The organism is Cnuella takakiae, assembly GCF_001953305.1.
GTDB classification, from domain to species: domain Bacteria; phylum Bacteroidota; class Bacteroidia; order Chitinophagales; family Chitinophagaceae; genus Flavisolibacter; species Flavisolibacter takakiae.
The window spans coordinates 127136-146131 of sequence record NZ_MTFE01000010.1 but is presented as its reverse complement, the minus strand read 5'-3'; the positions used below and the strand labels follow the sequence as shown (position 1 = coordinate 146131).

The 18996-nt window shown below is 52.2% G+C and carries 7 protein-coding genes; 5 read left to right on the top strand and 2 right to left on the bottom strand.

The window, feature by feature from the left end:
* Positions 1–130: 130 nt before the first annotated feature.
* Both BUE76_RS01070 and BUE76_RS01065 read right to left on the bottom strand, forming a co-directional pair.
* Positions 131–535, bottom strand: a complete 405-nt coding sequence (locus BUE76_RS01070) for a nuclear transport factor 2 family protein (protein ID WP_073039306.1) — start codon at positions 533–535, stop codon at positions 131–133.
* A gap of 295 nt (positions 536–830) precedes the next feature.
* The gene (locus tag BUE76_RS01065; protein ID WP_158069910.1) at positions 831–4796 is read right to left on the bottom strand and encodes a hybrid sensor histidine kinase/response regulator transcription factor; all 3966 of its coding nucleotides are present in this window, start codon (positions 4794–4796) and stop codon (positions 831–833) included.
* A gap of 290 nt (positions 4797–5086) precedes the next feature.
* On the opposite strand from BUE76_RS01065, the gene BUE76_RS01060 reads away from it, so the two are divergent.
* The 5 genes from BUE76_RS01060 to BUE76_RS01040 all read left to right on the top strand — a co-directional run bounded on the left by BUE76_RS01060 (position 5087) and on the right by BUE76_RS01040 (position 18686).
* Positions 5087–5965 (top strand): alpha/beta hydrolase, encoded by an 879-nt coding sequence (locus BUE76_RS01060; protein ID WP_073039303.1) that lies wholly within the window; start codon positions 5087–5089, stop codon positions 5963–5965.
* 186 nt (positions 5966–6151) lie between these two features.
* Entirely contained in the window at positions 6152–8182 is a 2031-nt protein-coding gene (locus BUE76_RS01055; protein ID WP_216820602.1) for a TonB-dependent receptor plug domain-containing protein, read from the top strand.
* A 122-nt stretch (positions 8183–8304) separates the two neighbouring features.
* Positions 8305–10722: a bifunctional YncE family protein/alkaline phosphatase family protein gene (locus BUE76_RS01050; protein ID WP_073039301.1), complete on the top strand. Its 2418-nt coding sequence runs from the start codon at positions 8305–8307 to the stop codon at positions 10720–10722.
* Positions 10723–11562: 840 nt separating this feature from the next.
* Positions 11563–15195 (top strand): MopE-related protein, encoded by a 3633-nt coding sequence (locus BUE76_RS01045; RefSeq protein WP_158069909.1) that lies wholly within the window; start codon positions 11563–11565, stop codon positions 15193–15195.
* Positions 15196–15533: 338 nt separating this feature from the next.
* Positions 15534–18686: a TonB-dependent receptor gene (locus tag BUE76_RS01040; RefSeq protein ID WP_073039475.1), complete on the top strand. Its 3153-nt coding sequence runs from the start codon at positions 15534–15536 to the stop codon at positions 18684–18686.
* Positions 18687–18996 lie beyond the last annotated feature (310 nt).

The following is an 18996-nucleotide window of genomic DNA, read 5'->3' as shown; positions in this document are numbered from 1 at the left end:
GTCCCATCCCTGCCGCATTGCCGCAGCAGGAACGGGGGCTTGGGTGTAAACTGGTGGAAGAGTAATGCACGGGTGCCAATCGGGTGGTTTGGAAAAGGGAAAGGGTGCAGCAGGGTTTGGTGCCTTGTCTTTATTCGCTAAAAATGGAAGTGCCGCCTGCGGTATCCGGAAACAACCTCAGTCGCTTCAGTTTGCCGTTTTCCAGCTGGGCAATATGGATAAAGTGCCCTTCATAAGACTTGCCGGTTTTTTGGGAGCGGGCGCCCTCACGGCCAAGGATGATGATGGTGTCGCCCGCATCGTAAAACTCCCGCGGTTCAAATAGGAACAGCTCCAGGTGTTCGGGAATCATCTGGAAAAAGCGCAGTACGCCGGCCTTGCCTTCGTAATTACCGGTCAGGGGCATCAGCGGCGTGCCGATATAATGAAATACCACATCGTCCAGGTAGTGTTCCATCAGCCCTGCAATGTCGCCCCTGATAAATTTCTTGTAAGTGGTTTTGATCACATCGAGGTTGGTGCCAACAAGTTCCATAACGGTTGTTTTTGGGTGAAAGAATCAGTTGTAAGGGTGCATATACCCAACCTGCGGGGACAGTTGCCCGAGGCTGGATCAATAGCCTGTTCAGTACTGGGAAATTGTTGCGGGCAGTTGGTTCAGGGGTAAGGGGTGATTTGTAAACAGGGGGTGGCAGGGGCAGCGGTGCTATGACTGGGAGGGAGGTGGGCCAAAACTTGCCTTAAATGTATTCGTGGCAGCTGTGGTAGGCCTTTTTAAAACCGGACAAATCCTTACGTATTCCGGACAGGCAGATTTGCAGGCCTGATAATCAATTACTTTGTTTGGTGTTTAAAAACTCCGATGGCGTAAGCCCAAAAAATGCTTTGAAGGAAGTGGTAAAGTGCGCATGGGTTTCGAAGCCCACGCTGTAGGCTGCCTGCGATACATTGCTGCCTGTTTGCAAAAACGACAGCGACTTTTTGAGCCGGTATTGCCGGATGAATTCGTTTGCCGAAAGACCTGCCAGCGACGCCAGCTTGCGGTTGAGGGTACGGCTGCTCATGGCCGCATGGGTAGCCAGCTTTTCCACCGTAAAGGTGCTGTCGTTCAGGTGGTGGTCGATGATGGTATAAAGGCCGGACAAAAAGGGCGGCGTGGTATCTTTTTGCACCAGCGGTTCGTCCGGATCGCGCAACTGGCCCTGGTAAAACCTCCGCAGTTTGTCGCGCCGCTCCAGGATATTAGCCAGCCTTAGCTGCAGTTCATCAAAATGAAAGGGTTTGGTGATATAGTCGTCGGCCCCGCTGCGCAGGCCTGCCACCACGCTGTCGTGGGCAGCTTTGGCGGTGAGCAATACCACGGCAATATGCTCGGTGGCTGCGGCCGATTTGATGGCCCTGCAGAGGCTGTATCCATCCATCAGGGGCATCATCAGGTCGCTGATGATTACATCGGGCAGCTCGGCCTGCGCCAGTTCCAGGGCCTCCTGCCCATTGGCAGCCGTCAGTACCCGGTAGCGGTTTTGGAGGGTTTGGGCAATAAAAGCCCTTAGCTCCTCATTGTCCTCGGCCACCAGCAGCAGCGGCGCTTCTTTGTCGTTCTCCATGGGCACCACAGCATTTGTAGGCAGGGCTACTACTTGATCCGCCTTTTGCTGCATCCATTGCGGTACCGTTTGGCTGGCCGCTTTTTGCAGCGGCAGTGCCACCGCGAAGCGGGTGCCCTGGCGGGGCTTGCTGTCCACCGTAATGCTGCCACCCATCAGCTGCACCAGTTCTTTCACCAGGGCCAGCCCGATGCCGGAGCCCTCGTAGCGTCGGGTAGCCGAGTTGTCGGCCTGGTAAAACCGTTCGAAAATATGGGTCAGGTTTTCGGGGGCAATGCCGATGCCCGTGTCGTGTACGCTAAACCGGACTTGCAGGTTGGCGCCGGTTTCGTGCTGCTCCAGCAACACCTGTACCTCGCCGCCTTCCGCCGTAAATTTTACGGCATTGGACAAAAGGTTGTACAACACCATTTCCATTTTGCCCGCGTCAAACAGCACATCCTGCCCTGCATCGGCTCCCTGGAAGTAGAGCCGTATGTTTTTGGCGTGCGCCGCATTTTTAAATGCCGCTATGCATTCTTCAAAAAAGAGGCAGAGGTTGCCCTGCGATAAGGAAAGCTGCATGTTACCGCTTTCCAGTTTACTCATGTCCAGCAGCTGGTTGATGAGCCGCAGCAGCTGTGCCGCATTGCGTTGTACCATGTTGAGGCTGGTGCGCACGGCGGCTGGCGTGGCGCCATCGCGCAGCAGCTGGTCCACCGGTGAAATGATCAGCGACAGCGGCGTGCGCAACTCGTGGGTGATATTGGAAAAGAACCGGCTTTTGATTTCGTCAATGGCTTTCAGTTGTTCAGCTTCCTTTTGTTTTAATTCGGCCTCCTGCCGGGCCTTTGCCTGCCGCAACTGCAAGCGGAAGATAAAGATGGTGAGGGCGCCGGCGCTGACACCATAAAGTAGGTAGGCCCACCAGGTTTTCCACCAGGGCGGACTGATGAACAGGGCCAGCGTTGTAATATGCGGGCTCCAGATGCCTGCCGTATTGGAAGCGTTGAGTTGTAACAGGTACTGCCCCGGAGGCAGGTTGGTGAAGTTGGCGGTGTTTTGGTTGCCGATACCGATCCATTCCTTGTTCAGCCCGCTAAGCCGGTAGCGGTATTGAATCTTACCGGGGTTGGTAAACTGCAGGGCCGCAAAGCGGAAGGTGATAAAGTTCTGGTTGTAGCGGAGCCGCAGGGTATCCGCCAGTCCCGGCGCCCGGCTGCCTTCGGGGTACCGGTTGATGGATTCGTTTTGAACAGCAATATCGGTAATGGCCACATGGGGCCGGAAGCTGTCGATACGGATGGAGTCGGGATGAAAAATAGTATAGCCCTGGGTGCCGCCAAACACCATGCGCCCATCGGGTAGTTGCAAGTACTGGAAGCGGTTGAATTCATTGCCCTGCAGCCCGTCCTTTTCGGTAAAGGAGAGCACCGCGTAGTTGCGGGGATTGAAGCGGAAGATGCCCTTATTGCTGCTGCACCAGAAATAACCTTTCCCGTCGGGCAGGATGGCATAAACCGTATTGTTGGGCAGACCCTGCCTGGTGCCAAAAAGCTGCAGGGTTGCCGTTTTCAGGTTGAGCCGCAACAGCCCTATGCCGCGTGTGGCCAGCCAGATGATCTCTTTATGCAACGGGTCGGGGGTTGCCATGATCAGGTAGGCATTGCGAAATTGCTGCACGCCGGGCTGGTGGCGATACAGGGTTAGTTTGCCGCTGGGCTGGTTGTACACCTGTACCGCGTCGTTGTGTACCAGCAGGAGCAGGCTGTCCACAGCCAGCAGGTGGTTGGGGTGCCAGAGCTCTTTGTGCAGCAGCACATGGTCCAGAATTTTGCCCGTGGCAGTATTGATCCGCAGCAGTTTGTTTTCTTTTACCGATGTGGCCCAACAGGTGTTGTTGCGGTCAAATACAAAATTGTTGATGCGGTTGTCTCCCCTGAGCTGGCTCAGTGTGTCCAGGTTTACAATACCCGCACCTGACGGAACTAGCCGCGCCAGGTGGTTGGGTTTTACTGCTTTGCCATCAAGCTGGCTGTACAGGAAGTTGATGAACCAAAGATTACCCGCCTTATCCATTCCGCTGCGGCCGCTAAGGTTATAGTTGCCATACAGGTTGGGCTGGAAGGTACTGGTGCGGATAGGGTACAGGTGCTTGAGTACATCGTAAAAGAAATCATGCGCAATGGGGTAGGAGCGAAAACCGGTGGCGTTGAGGTCTATCAGCCGCAATCCGAATGTATTGGTGGAAACCCACAACACATTCGTGCGGTCCACCATTGCCGTGATGATTTCAGGATAACGGAGCGTATTGGTCCACAGCAGGCTCAGTGTTCCATCTGGCGCCACGCGGTGTACCTGGTAAGCTGCCACCAGGTAGTTGTTGCCATCCTGCCCATGCACCATCCAGGGCATGCCCGTATTTTTTTGAGGTACAGGTACCGGGCCCTTTGTCCACTGCCTTGTTGCCGGGTTGTAGTTCCACAGCGCAGTAAGGGTGGGCAGGGCCAGTGTGTTGTTTTTCCCGATGATAAAATTCACTGGGCCAGTTCCCCGGTACATAGCAGCCAGGTCTTTGGCTGCCTGCCGGGGCAGCGAGATCTTTTTACCGAGCCACCCGTTGCGGCCGATGGCGTACAGGTTTTTGCTGGTCAGCAGCCAGCAGTTGCCTCCCTCGTTGTTTGCCAGCCCCTGCGGTATTTCGCCGGGCGGCAGGGCAAGGGTTTTCGTTTGCCCGCTTCGCAGCGAAAGGTGCACTACCCGGTTGTGTTGCGGATGGTCGTTGGTGTACAAACGATAGGCATTGCCATCGGCATCGGGTACCAGTTGGGAAAATGCAAATTCGGGTTTGCTGGTAACCAGTTGTTTGAATGCGGGCGCTGCGGTCAGCCGCCGTACCTGCTCCGTTTCAGGATTCAGGAGGTCGGTGCTGCCATTGTCGTACTGCACCCATATGTTATTGTGCGGGTCGAGCGAAAGAAAGCGGATGATATTGCCAGACAGGGTGGTACTGTCGCCTTCCTCGCTGCGCAATACTTTGATGCTGCGGCCATCATACCGGGCCAGCCCGTCGCGGGTACCCAGCCACATGAATCCCTTGCGGTCCTGCACAATGCCGGTAATAAAACCCTGTGGCAGCCCATCCTCGGTGGTAAGCGAGCGGATCTTGGCAGGGGCAATCTGTGCCGCCAATGGAAAGGAAAGAACCAAAAGGCATAGTATGGTGGTGCACCGCTTCACCTGCAAACAGGTTTGACCACAGAAAATACAAAGCAAAGTTTGCTTTTAATAATTGGCCACCATCGCAGTGTTGGTTGCCTGGGTAAAAAGGCATGCAGTGGATGGGCTAAATTGTTCGGTGCACTTCAAAATGAAATATATTCAGTGCCGCAAATGCGCTGCGATCTGCCTGCATGGTAGGTTGTATAACAGCAGGTTATTGCTGTTGCACCCGTTTACCCCATTCACCGCACTTTAAACCGATGCCCAAACCTGAACACATGTACCGATCTCGTTTTGCACTTGCCGCAGCACTGTTGTTGCAATGCATCTTCACCAAAGCCGCCACCGTAGATACGATTGATGTGCACAGCAATGCCATGAACAAAACCCTGAAGGCTGCCGTGGTGTTGCCTAATGGTTACAAAAAGAGCAAACAGGTTTATCCTGTTTTGTACCTGTTGCATGGCGGGCAGGGCAGCTTTCGCGACTGGCTGATGCAGACACCGGACAAAACCCTGGTGCACCGGATGGCCGATCAGTACAAGATCATCATTGTAACACCCGAAGGTGGCGCCACCAGTTATTATTTCGACAGCCCTTTGCAACAGGATAGCCAGTTTGAAACCTTTATTGCCAAAGAAGTGCTGGCGCAAGTTGAAAGCAGCTACCGGGTGATCAAAGAAAAGAAGGGAAGGATCATTGCGGGTCTTTCCATGGGCGGGCATGGCGCTATGTACATTGCCGCCCGGCACCCCGAACTGTATGCCGCCGCCGGGAGCATGAGCGGTGTGATGAACATCCATACCAAAACATGGAAGGTGCCTGAGGCTTTTGCAAAGTCAAGGTCCGACAATTTTGTACGCCTGCTTGGGCCGGCAAAAGATACGCTGAACCCTTACCTGGATTATACCATTATTGGTATGACCGATCAGCTGAAGGCAAATGCAGTTCGGCTCATTTTTGATGTGGGTGTAGATGATTTTTTGATTGAACCCAACAGGGCTTTGCACCAGCAACTGCTGGCCAATGGCACGCCACACGACTATTACGAGCGGCCCGGAAAACACGACTGGCCTTACTGGCAAAATGCCCTGCCTTACCAGATGCTGTTTTTTGCGCGGGTGCTTGCAGATAGTGGGATCAACACAAAGCCCTAAGCGCTGTATGCCATTCAAATTTTATCAACCCTTGCTGATGCAGGGGTTTTTCTTTGCTGCAGCTTGCTTCGTGTTTCCGGGGAAGCCGGATGGCTGGCCCGCATATCACTTAACACAGACTTAATCTTGCATGCAGGCCAACACGTGCCATATTTGGGCCCGATTACCCCTAACCAACTGCCCGATATGATGCTGAATCGTTGCGCTCCTTTTTTCCTTGCCATTTTATTACTGGCCCATTGCAGCCTACATGCACAAAACGATACAACTGTAAAGAACCTGGACGAACTGGTGGTGCGTGCCCAACGTACAAAGCAGCAAAAACAAAAGGTGCCTTTTAGCATGGAAGTGCTGCAACTGCAGGCCCTGCGTGAGGCGGGTGCCCGCACCACGCCAGAGGCGCTGGCTGCCGTAAACGGTGTGTTTGTACAAAAAACCAACCATGGCGGCGGCTCGCCATTTATACGTGGGCTCACCGGCAACCAGACCCTGATACTGGTAGATGGCGTGCGGATGAACAATGCCATTTTCCGGTATGGTCCCAACCAGTACCTCAACACCATCGACCCATTTACCATCCAGCAGATAGAAGTGGCCAAAGGCACCGGCTCGGTGCAGTACGGCTCCGATGCCCTGGGTGGGGTGATACAGGTGATTACTACCGAACCCGGGTATGCGGCAAATGGTAAACGCATACAGGGTGGTGTGCTGGGCAGGCTGGTGAACCGCGATATGGAGCAAACCGGACGTGGGCAGCTACAATATAGCAGCCAGCGTGTGGCCATACAGGCCGGTGTATCGGTGCGCCGTTTTGGCGACCTCTATGGCGGCGACACTACCGGCAGGCAAAGCCCTTCGGGTTATGGTGAAAAAGCATTTGATGTAAAAGGAAAGATCCTGCTGGGCAGCCGTGCCGAACTGACCCTTGCCCACCAATGGGTGCGGCAGGAGGATGTGCCCGTTTACCACAAAGTAAAACTGGAAAATTTTGCCCTGAACAATACCGCGTTACAGCAACGGAGCCTGAGCTATGCAAAGCTGGTAGTGCCTTCCAGCAAAGCCTGGGCAAGTGAACTGTCGGTAATAGCATCTTTCCAGCAGGGCATAGAAGAAAGAGAAAGCCGCAAGAACGGTGCTACCACCGAGCGGCATGAGCGGGATGATGTCCGGACTGCTGGTTTGACCATCGACCTGGCTTCCGTTGTAAAACTCTGGTGGCGCATCAATTCGGGTGTGGAATTTTACCATGACCGCGTGGGCAGCCGCACACAGGACATTAACCTGGCCAATGGTGCAGCAGCGGGCAAGCGTGGCCTGTACCCTGATGGCGCCGGCTATGGCAACTATTCCCTTTTTTCCCTCCATCATTTCAATTACAACCGGTGGACTGCCGAACTGGGTGTGCGCTACAACAGCTTCGCCATCGGCATTACCGATACTACGCTCGGCAAGGTAAAATTGCATCCCTCTTCCTTTGTATACAATGCAGGTGTGCTATACCAGTTGGGTAACCGGCACAGCGTGTTCGCCAATTTCAGTACGGGCTACCGTGCACCCAATGTGGATGATATGGGTACACTGGGCATTGTTGATTTTCGGTACGAAGTGCCTGCCGCCAACCTTAAGCCCGAACGCTCCCGCAATGTGGAACTGGGCTACCGGTACAATGCAGCCGCCCTTTCCTTCGAAGCATCTGCCTATTACCTGCAACTGGAAAACCTGATCGCAAGGGTGCAGGTGCCCGGCAAAGTGGTGAATGGCTACAATGTATACCAGAAGGAAAACGTGGAGCAGGCCTATGTGAAAGGTGCCGAGGCATCGGTACGGCTTCGTTTGTTGCCCACCCTCTCCCTGCAGGCAGGTGCTGCCTATGCCTATGGACAAAATGAAACCCGTAACGAGCCGCTGCGGCGCACACCGCCTTTCAACGGAAGGATGCTGCTGCAGTACCGGAAAAGCGGCTTCCATGCAGCTTTCGAGCTGGCCGCTGCCGACCGGCAGGATCGCCTTGCCAAGGGCGACAGGGATGACAACCGCATACCCATTGGTGGTACACCCGGCTGGCAGGTGATGAATTTATACGGCGGCTACCGCTATAAATCGGTAGCTTTTAATGCGGGCCTGAACAACCTGGCCAACGTGGACTACCGCACGCACGGCTCTGGTATCAACGGCATGGGCCGCAGTGTGTGGTGCTCGCTGTCGGTAGGTATGTAAAAAAAGCCGTATAAATTTCAAGCAAGTCAAAAGGCAAAAAGGGAACCTGCTGCCCGTAGCAATCCTTTTGACTCCTGCTTTTACTTAGCAATTTGTTCTTTATCTCAAACCCATACGCAATCATGAAAAAGTTTATGCTGGGGTGCTTATCTGCACTGGTGCTCAGCGCCGGCGCACAAAGCCTGCCCCAACCGGTACAGCTTCCCAACGGGTGGAAGCTTTCTCCCGCCGGCGCCTCGCTGCCGCTGGGCGACCTGCCCCTGAACATGGCCGTGAGCCGCAGCGGTAAATACATTGCCGTATCCAACAACGGGCAGGGCGTGCAAAGCATCCAGCTGCTGGATGCACGGGCAGGAAGGCTGCTCGATACCATCACCATTCCCAAGAGCTGGTACGGGCTGCAGTTTACCGGGAACGAACAAAACCTGTATGCATCCGGCGGGAACGACAACCGCATCCTGAAATACCGTATTGCCGGCGGGCAGTTGGTACTGTCCGATAGTATCAGCCTGGGCAAGCCCTGGCCCAACAAAATTGGCCCTGCAGGCCTGCAGCTGGATGAAAGCCGCGGGCTGCTATACGTGGTAACCAAGGAAGACAACAGCCTCTATATAGTGGACCTGAAAACAGGCCAGGTGCTGCGCAAACTGGGACTGGAAGCCGAAGCCTATACCTGCCTGTTGGGCCAGGGTGGCAAAAAGCTGTACATCTCCTGCTGGGGCTGCGACAAGGTGCTCACCTTCGACACCCAAAAGCAGGTGTTTGAGCCGGCCATTGCCGTTGGCGACAACCCCAACGAACTGTTGCTGGCACCCAATGGCAAACACCTTTATGTGTGTAATGCCAACGACAATACCGTTTCGGTAATTGATGTGCGGCAAGGCCTGGTTGTGGAAACCCTCGATGCGGCTTTGTATGCCCAGTCGCCCAGCGGCTCTACCACCAATGGACTGGCACTGGATGCAGCGGGTAAAACCCTGTATGCGGCCAATGCCGACAATAACTGTCTTGCGGTATTTGATGTGTCAAAACCGGGCACCAGTCGGCCAAGGGGCTTTATCCCTACGGGTTGGTATCCTACCAATGTAAAGGTGGTGAACAACCGCATCTGGGTAACCAATGGCAAAGGCCTCCAAAGCAAGGCCAATCCTTTTGGTCCCAACCCGCTGCGCAAACGCGAAGAGGTGATCCACCATGCAGGCACCACCAAACCCGCTAAGGACCTGCAATACATTGCTGCCTTGTTTCAGGGCACCATGAGCATCATAAAGCCGCCAACAGAAGCGGAGTTGCAGGCTTATACCAAGGCTGCCTACCGCAATGCCGCTTATACGAAAGAAAAAGAGGCAAAGGCTGAAGGTCCTGCCGGCAATAATCCCATTCCGGTACAGGCAGGCACGAAGAGCCCTATCAAGTACGTGTTTTATGTAGTAAAAGAAAACCGCACTTACGACCAGGTGCTGGCCGATATGCCGGGTGGCAATGGCGATACTTCGCTCTTGTTGTTTGGTAAGAACATTACGCCCAACCAACACCGGCTTGCCAGCGAGTTCGTACTCCTGGATAATTTTTACGTAGATGCCGAAGTGAGCGCTGATGGCCACAACTGGAGCATGGGTGGTTATGCCACCGACTACCTGGAGAAAACATGGCCTACCAGCTATGGCGGCCGTGGCGGAACTTATGGTGGCGAGGGCGAGCGTACCGTTGCCAACAACAAGGGTGGCTTTATCTGGGACCAGTGCCGCCGCTATGGTGTGAGCTTCCGTACCTACGGTGAGTTTGCTGATGAAGGCAAAGCCAATATCCCGGTGTTGCAAAACAATTTCTGCCCTTATTATCCAGGGTACAACATGAACATCAAGGACACTTTCCGCTACCGGCAGTGGGAGCGTGAGTTTGATTCCCTGCTGGCAAAAGGCAAAGTGCCGCAGTTCAATACCGTGCGTTTTGGCAACGACCATACCGAAGGACTGCGACTGAACCGGCCAACCCCTTACGCTCACGTAGCCGACAACGACCTGGCGGTGGGTATGTTTATCGAGCACCTGGCAAAGAGTCCTATCTGGAATGAGACCGCTGTATTCATCCTGGAGGATGATGCGCAAAACGGTGCCGACCATGTGGATGCACACCGCAGTCCCGCATACCTGGCGGGTGGTTTTGTAAAACGTGGATTTATCGATCACACACCCTATACCACCACTTCGGTGTTGCGCACCATGGAACTGATCCTTGGTTTGCCACCCATGACGCAGTACGATGCTGCGGCAGTACCGCTGTGGCGCTGCTTCGATACCGTGGCAAAGGCCTCTGCTTTCCGTGCCGAAATACCGAGCGTCAGCCTGGATGAACAAAACCTCGCACAAAACGAATGGCAACGCCGCAGCGAAAGCTTCAACTTTGCAAAGGAAGATGCCAACAACGACCTCGAATTCAACTGGGTGTTGTGGCATGGTATCAAAGGCAATACTCCTTTCCCCGGTCCTCGCCGCTCGGCATTTGTTCTGTTGGTGGAAGAGGAAGAAGAGGATGATTGATCTAAATTTTATGCTGAACAAAAGCCCCGCAAATAGCGGGGTTTTTTTGTGTGGTTGAAACCGGAGCTTTTCAGCACAAACAGTAGTGAAATCGTTGCATCCATCACCAGCCTGGCGCATGCTGGGCTGGATATACTGTTCCATCAAATATCGTAAGCTGCACAGCCCTTTAATGAAGGCTTTTGCATGCCGGGCATACCAATTACATGGACTTTATTTGTCTTATACAGGGCAGGTTTCCCCAACTTGAACAGCCGGTGCAAACGGCGCTTGAAAGAAAAACAGAATATTTACATTGATCATTTGTAAACTTTTACAGGAAAAATTATTTGTGATGTGTTCGTAATAGAAAAGAATTCCGTTAACTTCAACTTAACACAATAAGGATTGCTCATTATAAGACTGGCTCTATACTTAAATATCAGGGATAACACAAGTAAACTGCACTCTTCTATTCTGCTTACATTTTAAACTGCTTTATCAATTCATCATTGCTTGCCTTGCGTCTTCATTAGATCTATCCAAATTTATTTACCCAAAACTTGCTGTATGAAACCCGTTTATACTATTGCTTTATCTCCCTTTTAAGTATCCACATTTAATTTTTTAGGAAGGACCCAATACCTGTATTGTGCGACAGCATGATGGCTGTACCGCGACGGGCATTGTAGTCCTTCCTGTGTCTTGTTGTTGACACCCCGGCTGATGCCGGTGTACCAGCATTGCTTTGCCCTGCACCTGCCTTTTTACTGCCTTATAACTCCTTCCGGTACCTGTTGTTTACTACCCCATTTTGTATTCATTCCATTCATCTTGACCGGTAAACCTAAACTACCAACAATGACAAAATTTTTACGTCGAACAGCAATATTGCCCTGGTTGCTATTGCTCCTGTTTTCTATTGCATTTGCCAACCGCATATGTGCTGCCGATATCAATGTGCCCGGTAATTACAGCACGATCCAAGAAGCCATCGACAATGCTGCAACCGGCGATGTTGTACGCATCAATGGCACCTATACACACCCGGCGGGTTCTGCCATTCCTGTTAATAAAGCAATCATCATTGAGGGGGCAAGTGGCGCCAAAATAGAAACTTCCGGTACAACGTTCCTGTTCCAGATTACTGTTGCCAACGTTATCATCCGGAATTTAACCATTGAAAAAACGGATAAAGCGGGTACACAAAACATTATCCAGGTGCTAGCCAACAATTTCGAGTTACGCAACAGCACCATCAGCGGGCAATATGTATTTGGCGAAGGGGATGTAAGCCGCGCTTTGGAAGTGACGGGTAGTGTTACCGGGCTTGAAATTATAGGTAATACATTCAAAAGCCTGCGGCAACCCGCTTATATCAACAATAATGTTTCAGGCGTAGTAACAGATAACCTTACCCAGGGTACGCGTGGCTGGGTGGTTGTTTCCGATGCGCATATTACTTTTACTGGCAACAGCTGGGGCACGGGCCCAAATGCCAATGTGTATGATATTGTATTTATCAACCAGAGTGGATCGGTAAACAACTATCCCGACATTGCTGCCATCAGCCGGGCCAACAACAATGCTTTGGTGGAAAACCAGCATGCTTCCTTACCCAATCGGCAATTGTCGATTGTATATGTGGATGCTGCAGCTCCGGTTGATGGTGACGGGTCGCAAAGGGCGCCCTACCGAACCATTGCACAGGCCGTGCCCAGGGTAGCACCCGGCGGCAGGGTACTGGTGGCTTCGGGTACCTACAATGAGCAGGTGGTGATCAACAAGTCGGCAAGCTTTGAAGGAACGGGCAGCACCCTGCCGATCATCAATTTTACAGGCACTGTTTCGGGTAAACCCACCTTATTCGATATCAGCGTTGATGCCGTGACCATCAACAGGTTTCATTTCAACGTAGACCTGGCAAAACTTAAAAGTGCCATCATTGCCAGCGGCAATGACATTGACTTAATTACCATTACCAACAACAGGATCGACTGTTATGGTACACCCGCAACAGGAGCCTATGGCGACCGGAATGCCGTGAGCCTGAATTACGGTGGAGCAACTTCCTACCGCGTGGCAACAAATGGATTGGACAGCATCCGGTTTCACAACAACATCGTTACCGCGGCAGGTACATCTGCCTTCAGGGCAGCCGTTGCTGCCGATGAAGCCGGCGGCTCTTTTACCGGCAATACCTTGCAAAGCATCAACCACGATGTGCTGGTTCGTTTTGGTACCAATGGCGACATCCTGATACAGGACAACCAGTTGAACGGTGGTGGTGTTGAAGTGGCAGAACACAATGCAGGTGCAGGCGCCACCATCATTTCGGGTAATACCTTTGATGGAAGCTTCGCACAGGTGTCTGCGCCCACCGCCGCCATCTTGCGGCTGCGCAACAACCAGCAGGGTAAAGTATTTGATGTGCTGCGCAACACCTTTACCAAGTACCGGTGGGCGGTAAGTTTGGAAAATATGCGGGAAGTAAGGGTTGCGCAAAACAGCTTCACGCCACAAAGCGGCAGCACCAGCTTTTATGACATCGCCGTAAATACCAAATCCATTTCAACAAACTCGGCCCAGATTGTGCAAACCCAGAATGATGCTATCATCCGCAACAACTTCTTCTATGGCTCAGGCGTAAGCGGCGGTGTTGGCGTTGGTTTTTTCAACCACGATGCCGATAATGCCTCTTTCGGATTATTCAAGGTTAACGAAAACTGGTTTGATCCTCAGTTGAACAAAGCCATATATGCCGATGGTCAACAGGGATCCAGTACTGGTGCTACGTTCCCGCTTTACAATACAACAATAGGAACAGGTCCCAATGCCGTAACCACCATGGCGCCATGGACCCATGCTATAGATGCAACCTGCAACTGGTATGGTACCGTAGATGCTACGGTGTTGCAGCAAAAAGCAGATGCACCGGCAGATTACGAACCCTGGCTTACAAAAGGTACAGATAATAGTGCCAGTACCGCCGGTTTTCAGCCGGTAGCCAATACCTGTAATGGAACCCTTGCCGACAATGATGGTGATGGTGTGGCCAATGAGGTAGATTGTGATCCGCTTGATGCGGCTGTTTCTACTTCGCCTGTTACATACTATAAGGACAGTGACGGTGATGGCTTTGGCGATCCCAACAACAAAACGGCTGTATGCGCTACCACGTCGCCTGAGGGCTATGTGGCCAACAACCAGGATTGTGACGACACCATGGTATACTTTAAAGATGGCGATGGTGATGGTTTTGGCGCTGGTGCTCCTATTGCCTGTGGCAAAGTAACTACCAACACCGACTGCGATGATAACGATAACGACAACTACCCGGGTGCACCAGAAATTTGCGACGGTGAGGACAATGACTGCGATGGCCTGGTAGACGAGGGCGTGCAGAAGACCTACTACCGCGACAACGACGGTGATGGTTGGGGCAATACTGCACTGAGTGTAAAGGCTTGCACCGCACCTACAGGTTATGTGATCAAGAAAGGTGATTGTGATGATGCCAACAACAAAACCTATCCGGGTGCAACCGAAATCTGTGATGGAAAGGACAACGATTGTGACGGCAGTATTGACGAAGGCGTAGGTACTACTTATTACCGCGATGCCGATGGCGACGGCTGGGGCAATAGTACACAAATGCGCAAGGCATGCAGCCGTCCATCGGGATATGTTACCAAACTCGGCGACTGCAATGATGGCAACAACAAGATCTATCCAGGCGCTCCCGAGCTTTGTGATGGTAAGGATAATGATTGCGATGGGACTATTGATGAAGGGCTTACCCAGCGTACTTTCTACCGCGACTTTGATGGCGATGGCCGCGGCGATCGCAACCTAACCACAAAAGCATGTGCTGCTCCTGCCGGCTATGTAAGCAATAGCAGCGATTGCAACGACAAGAACAGAACGGTATATGCCGGTGCTCCCGAACTGTGCGACGGACTGGACAATGACTGTGATGGTACCATTGATGAAGGTCTTACAAAACGCACCTACTACCGTGATGCCGATGGCGATGGCTGGGGCAACACAAGCCGCACCATTAAAGCATGTGCTGCACCTCCGGGATATGTATCCAAAAAAGGTGATTGCAACGATGGCAACAACAAAGTGTACCCCGGTGCACCGGTTACTGATGGCAATGGTATCGATGACGATTGCAGCGGATCGCGTTCCGGGCTATTGGGTGCTGAAGACCTGGAAGTGGCTGTGCTGGATGAAAACCAAGCTGGCGAACTGCAGGTAGCCATATCCCCCAACCCTGCATCGGCTTACTTTACCATCCGCATAACGGGTAAAACAGATAAGCCGGTACAACTCAGGGTAATGGATATGACCGGCAGGATCGTGGAAGTGAAAGGCAACCTGGCTGCAAATACCACGCTTACAGTTGGTCACCGCTACCTGCCGGGCATGTACCTGGTGGAAGCTGTTCAAGGTGGCAAATCTGTAGTAGTGAAGTGTATCAAACAATAGCTGTTTCTTTTGGAGTAGACAATGTCCCCGCCTCTAGCGGGGACATTTTTTTTAGGCCTGTTTATAAACGCCCAGGCTTGCCTCTGTGCACCAGTATGCAGTACTCAAGTCTTTGCCGCACCTGGTCTTCGGGCTATTTGTTCAAACTTAACACAAGCGTCATCTTCTCTTCATTTTAAGGTTACATCCAAGCATTCATTTTACGCCGTGAAGGGTGAAGGCCACTCCGGTCATTATGCGAGCTGTATTGCAAGCCATTTATACGGCAAGCAATAACAAGTTACCGGCGCTTTCATCTGTTGCACACCATCTGCTATACTTAACCAATGATCATTAAAATGAAACTGAAGTTTACAGGTACGCTACTATTGCTACTGCTTTTGAACAGCCTTTTTTGTTGGGGGCAAAATGCCACGCAGGCCGTTGTGCTGGGCAAGGTTGCCAACCTTGAAGGCGCTGTACAGGGCGCTACATTATTTGTAAAGAATGAATCAACCGGCTTTACGGCAACAACGGTTACCAACAAGGAAGGCGGTTATATCTTCAACCAGTTGCCCCTGGGTACGCCTTATTCCATCACTGTTTCTTATGTGGGCTACAAAACAGAGAAAAAAACCGGCATTACCTTAAACCAGGGTGACCGTTTGGAGATAGGTTTCGACCTGGTAAAAAACGAAGGTGCGCTGACTGAAGTAGTGGTAACCACCAATACCCTGCGCCGCAATGTGGCCAACGTAGGGGCCGCAACCACCATTTCGCCAAAAGACCTGAATACCTTACCTGTGAACGGCCGCAACTTCACATCGCTGATCGATCTGTCGCCTGTGGCAAACGGCACCAGCATTGGCGGCCAGCTGCAGTCTTCTACCAACTTCACCATCGATGGTATGTCGGCACGCGGCACCATTGCCGGTGGCAGCACATCCAGTGCTTATTCCATTTCCATTGAAGCCATCCGCGAGTTCAAGGTGGTGAACAATGAATACGATGTTACCGAAGGCCGCGCAGGTGGCGGTACCATCAGCACCGTTACCAAGTCGGGTACCAATACCTTCTCGGGTAGCGCTTTTGGTTTCCTGCGCCACAACAAGTTGTCGAGCTCTTATGATATCCGCGGCAACAAGCGCAACCAGCCTTTCTCTACCGCGCAGTATGGCGCTTCCATCGGCGGCCCCATTGTAAAAGACAAAGCCCACTTCTTCTTTGTGTGGGATCACCAGGAAGACTCCAGGCCTTTGAACAATGCCGACATCCGCACCCCTGCCGATGAAGCAGCCTTCCGCGTAACGCAAAGCACGCTGGATCGCTTCACCGCCATTGCCCGTGAAAAGTATGGCGTTGGTGCCGGCAACCAGTTTGGTTCTTTCGATAAAAGCAGGAGCACCGATGCCTTGTTTGGCCGCATCGACTGGCAGCTGAATAGCAAGAACCTGCTGTCTATCCGCAACAACTACGTGTACGAGATCGACAACCTTTCGGAAGGCGACAACTCGGGCATCAATGCCATCGAGTCGTATATCGACCGTAAGAAGATGAACAATAGCCTGATCCTGTCTTTGCGCACCTCTATCAACCCCAGGCTCACCAACGAGTTCAAGGCGCAGCAGTTCCTGCAAAATGAATTTGTAATTCCCAGCCCCGAGCTGCCCGCAGCCGGCATTCCCCGCGCCATCGTGGAGAACGTTACTTCTACCGGTGCCAATGGTACAAACTATACCAACTCCATCCAGATTGGTGGCCAGCGTTTCTCGCCCGAGTGGTTTAAAGGAACGGTGTACCAGGCGGTGAACAACCTGTATTACAACACCGACAAAGTGAAGTATACTTTTGGTGTAGACCTGATGTACACCCGCATGCACAACGTGTATGGCAGTGAAATGAACGGCCGCTTTTTCTATACCGGTATAGAAAATTTTGCCAACAACACGCCTTACCGTTATGTGCGGGAGATTGCCACCGTGGCCGATCCTTCCACCGTGCTGCACCAGATGGCATCGGGTGCTTATGCACAGATGGAAACAAAGCTGGGAAGAGGCGTAAACCTGTTGGCCGGTATCCGTTTGGACAATACCCAATACCTGAACGGCGCCAACTACAACGCTGTTGCCGATAAGGAGCTGGGTATTAACACCAGCAACAAGATCAACACCACGCAGGTGCAGCCCCGCTTTGAGCTGATGTGGGATGTGAACGAAAGGAAGACGGATTTCATCCGCTTTGGTGCCGGTATTTTCGGTTCCAACCTCAATCCATATTCCATGATCAACAATATCCTGTTTGATGGTACCAAGGTGGCCTCGGTAGATATGACCACCAACCTGCCTGCAGCCGATTTTATTGGTTACCGCCAGAACCCCGCCACTGCACCCGGCCAGGAATTGTTCAATATCCCCGGTGTGGAAAAGTTGGTTACCCTCAATACCAATAGCAAGGATGTGAAGATCCCTACGGTGTATAAAGCAAGCCTTACCTACAACCACATTTTTGGTTCCAAACTGCGCATGGGTGTAAGTGCTTATGCTACCCTGGCCCGCAACAACTACATGTATGTGGACCGCAACATGGTGGACCAGCCTTATTTCACCATCGAGCAGGAAGCCAACCGGGGTGTGTATGTGCCTGCTGCTACCATCAATGCCCGCAACGGTGTGGCCACCTGGGTAAACAGCCGCAAAACAAATGCACTGGGTCGCGTGCTGGACCTGATCAGCGACGGTAAAAAGAACCAGTATGCTATAGTTGTAGATGGTACCTACCGTTACTTCAGGGATGGACAGATCACGGCTTCCTACACCTGGAGTGATAGCCGCGACAACACATCCTACAATGGTAACGTAGCCAACACGGCTACCCTCAGCCTGATGGTAAAAGACGATCCCCGCGACCTGAGCCGCATGGCTTACGCCGATAACCATTTCCGGAGCAAGGTGGTGGTATATGCCAATGCGCCCAGCATCAAGGGCATTACGGTTGGCCTGCGTTTCTCGGGTATGGGTGGCACCCGCTACTCACTGGCCGTTGCCGGTAATATGAACGGTGATTTTGTAAACTCCAACGACCTCGCGTATGTATACGATCCTACCAGCCTGTCCACACCCAAGTATATTGCCGATGGTATCAATGCCATTCTCAACAACCCCGATGTGGAGCAGGGCCTCAAGGATTATATCACCCGCAGCATTGGCAAAATTGCCGAACGCAATGGGGGTATCAATGGCTTCTTCGGCACCTTCGACCTGCGCCTGGCCAAGAAGCTTATGATCAACAGAAAGCATGGCGTTGAGCTCTCCGTAGACCTGTTCAACGTATCGAACACCTTCAGCAAGAAGTGGGGTGTTAACAAGAGCCTGGGCAAGCAAAACATTTACAACATCACTTCCTTTAGCCCTGAAACAGAAACTTTTGGCTATCGCGTAAACACCACTTCGGGAGTGTCGCCCATCAGTGGTACGCCTTTCCAGGCACAGATCGGTGTTCGGTATAGTTTCTAAGGGGCCAGAAAAATTCAGTGGGACCATGCAACTGGTGCATTGAATGGTTTTAGCCTGACTAATTGCTTATACGCGATTTCATCACTATGAAATGCCACTTTCAATAACGAAAACAGTTTTCGTTTTACAGACTGCCGGACCCATTGTCCGGCAGTTTTTTTTGCAGTCACTGCACCTGCTAAGGGCTTTAGGACCATTGCTTCCATAAAGTCTGTTTTGCTTACTGCAACAATTGCTAGGTTACGCCTGCCTCCTGCTGTTGCTGCAGCTGCCCTTTGGCAGGTACCTGTAATAGTTAGTAGAAGAATTT

Excerpts from the sequence above, each read along its gene's own strand:
- BUE76_RS01070 (WP_073039306.1), bottom strand. The coding sequence starts at position 535 with ATGGAACTTGTTGGCACCAACCTCGATGTGATCAAAACCACTTACAAG.
- BUE76_RS01060 (WP_073039303.1), top strand. The coding sequence starts at position 5,087 with ATGTACCGATCTCGTTTTGCACTTGCCGCAGCACTGTTGTTGCAATGC.
- BUE76_RS01055 (WP_216820602.1), top strand. The coding sequence starts at position 6,152 with ATGATGCTGAATCGTTGCGCTCCTTTTTTCCTTGCCATTTTATTACTG.
- BUE76_RS01050 (WP_073039301.1), top strand. The coding sequence starts at position 8,305 with ATGAAAAAGTTTATGCTGGGGTGCTTATCTGCACTGGTGCTCAGCGCC.
- BUE76_RS01045 (WP_158069909.1), top strand. The coding sequence starts at position 11,563 with ATGACAAAATTTTTACGTCGAACAGCAATATTGCCCTGGTTGCTATTG.
- BUE76_RS01040 (WP_073039475.1), top strand. The coding sequence starts at position 15,534 with ATGAAACTGAAGTTTACAGGTACGCTACTATTGCTACTGCTTTTGAAC.